2 protein-coding genes and 2 pseudogenes are annotated in these 1,693 nt (G+C 41.2%); 1 reads left to right on the top strand and 3 read right to left on the bottom strand.

Translation table 11 applies throughout. From position 1 onward, the window contains the following. A pseudogene (locus AC07E5_RS09830) lies at positions 1-97 on the top strand (DNA-binding protein); the annotation flags it as partial. Here AC07E5_RS09830 and AC07E5_RS09825 read toward each other — a convergent pair. The 3 genes and pseudogenes from AC07E5_RS09825 to AC07E5_RS09815 all read right to left on the bottom strand — a co-directional run. Further along, positions 80-784, bottom strand: a complete 705-nt coding sequence (locus tag AC07E5_RS09825; RefSeq protein ID WP_498625352.1) for a phosphatase PAP2 family protein — start codon at positions 782-784, stop codon at positions 80-82. The pseudogene AC07E5_RS09830 and the gene AC07E5_RS09825 sit on opposite strands and share 18 nt — an antisense overlap. Positions 785-823: 39 nt before the next feature. Next, positions 824-1,210, bottom strand: a complete 387-nt coding sequence (locus tag AC07E5_RS09820; RefSeq protein ID WP_498625351.1) for a diacylglycerol kinase — start codon at positions 1,208-1,210, stop codon at positions 824-826. A gap of 203 nt (positions 1,211-1,413) precedes the next feature. Further along, positions 1,414-1,566, bottom strand: a pseudogene (locus AC07E5_RS09815) (transcriptional regulator); the annotation flags it as partial. Positions 1,567-1,693: the final 127 nt, after the last annotated feature.

Below are 1,693 nucleotides of genomic sequence, written 5' to 3'. Positions count from 1 at the left end.
ATGGAAGGAGGGGAAGTATCCATCGAAAATGGCATTAGGGAAAGCTTTTGGGATTAGTCGTCAGGCGGTATACCGATATTTACAAGTTAGTGAATAGCTTATTGGGATTAGCAACTAAATTTAGTTTGTGGCTAAACAGCGTATAGCCAATGACATTGATGCACCAGATAATCCAGCCAGTCCATAAATTATGACTCAGGAAATGTGCTCCGCGCATCATTTGTGCCCAGCCCATGGCCAACCCTAAAATTACTGCAGCGATCAGAAGAAAATAAGCACGCTTGCGGTTAGAAATGCGATAAACAAAATAACCAGCCATCAACGCAAAACCACTAGATGCATGCCCTCCAGGAAAACAGTGGCCCGCAGTAGCACTAAAATCCCACAAAATCCCGTTATGGGTAGGTATGGTCATATCCCAGGGACAGGCATGGGCCGACTGAGATTTTAAAATTCCGATCGAGGCCGTGGTCAGCACCACCATGCTAAAGAAATAGCCAAATTCCCAGCGCCGCGTATGCCAGTTCTGCCATTTTAGTGATGCCAACCAGGCCAGTAATAATGTGATATACACCAGAATCAGCAGGTCTTTCACATAGCGATGATTGAGTTCTGCCAGTGCCCATTGTTTTCGAAGGGGAAATTGACCATGATCATCGATAAAGGGATAGATGAGCTGTAAGTCCAGCACTCCTCCAATGTCAAAGAAGTTGAGAAGAATCAAAAAACTGAAGATCAAAAGTAAAGTTTGGGTCAGTAAAAACCGGGAACGGTCAGTGATCATTTTTAAGTTGTCCATTTCAGGCAGTAGCAAGAGCAGAGGTCAAATCAAATGACCAGCCAAAATGATGCCCCAGGTCACGGTAATTAAACTAAGTGCTACAAACTGAGCCGCACTGCCCATATCCTTGGCATTTTTAGACAGTTCATGCCGTTCCATGGAAATACGATCTACCACTGCCTCTATCGCTGAGTTAATCAGTTCAATGATCAGCGCCAACAGGCACACGGCGACCATGAGCGCTTGCTCAACTCGGCTAACTGGCATCCAAAAGCTTAGAGGAATCAAAATAAGATTAATCAGCAGGATCTGCCGGAAGGCGGCCTCATTTTGAAAGGCGGTTTTCAAACCAGCCATGGAATAACGGGTAGCATTGAAAATACGTTGTATTCCGGAAGTGCCTTTATAAAGTGAACGATCAGGGGACATAGAAATGATTCAGTTAAGACGAAATTTGATTAATTTAAGTTCTTAACCTTAAAACTCTCTTAAAAATGGATGTCGATTTGATCCGCATTTATCTAATCAGATTTATGATCTAGATGTGTATTTCAATCAGCTTTCATATAAAAAAATTAATTTGAATGGATTGGGGAGAATTCACCTTTTGAATGTTTGTGTAAAAAAGCTGTTTATTTATCATATTCTGAAAATATTTCTTCAATTTCATCCCACTGTGGCAATTTACAATTTTTTTTACTCACTTCGAATTGTAAACCAACACCATCAAGCACACGTTCAAATATGTCAAATGAACCTGTAAAACGGCCATTTTCCATCTCTGATGTCAACGGCATTCTAAAATTGCCCCCTTTTACCTTACAAATGGCAAAGTAAAATTGACCCCTTTGATCTCGTATTAAGTTTCAACCTGGGGCTGAATCCCAATTCTTTTTTTATCCTTCAAACGAT

It is taken from the genome of Acinetobacter seohaensis (genome assembly GCF_056431365.1).
Note: the sequence above shows the minus strand (reverse complement) of the source record. Positions and strands in the feature narration are given on the sequence as shown.

What these genes read in the sequence shown, in the direction of transcription:
- AC07E5_RS09825 (WP_498625352.1), bottom strand. Translation starts at nt 784, where the DNA reads ATGATCACTGACCGTTCCCGGTTTTTACTGACCCAAACTTTACTTTTG.
- AC07E5_RS09820 (WP_498625351.1), bottom strand. Translation starts at nt 1,210, where the DNA reads ATGTCCCCTGATCGTTCACTTTATAAAGGCACTTCCGGAATACAACGT.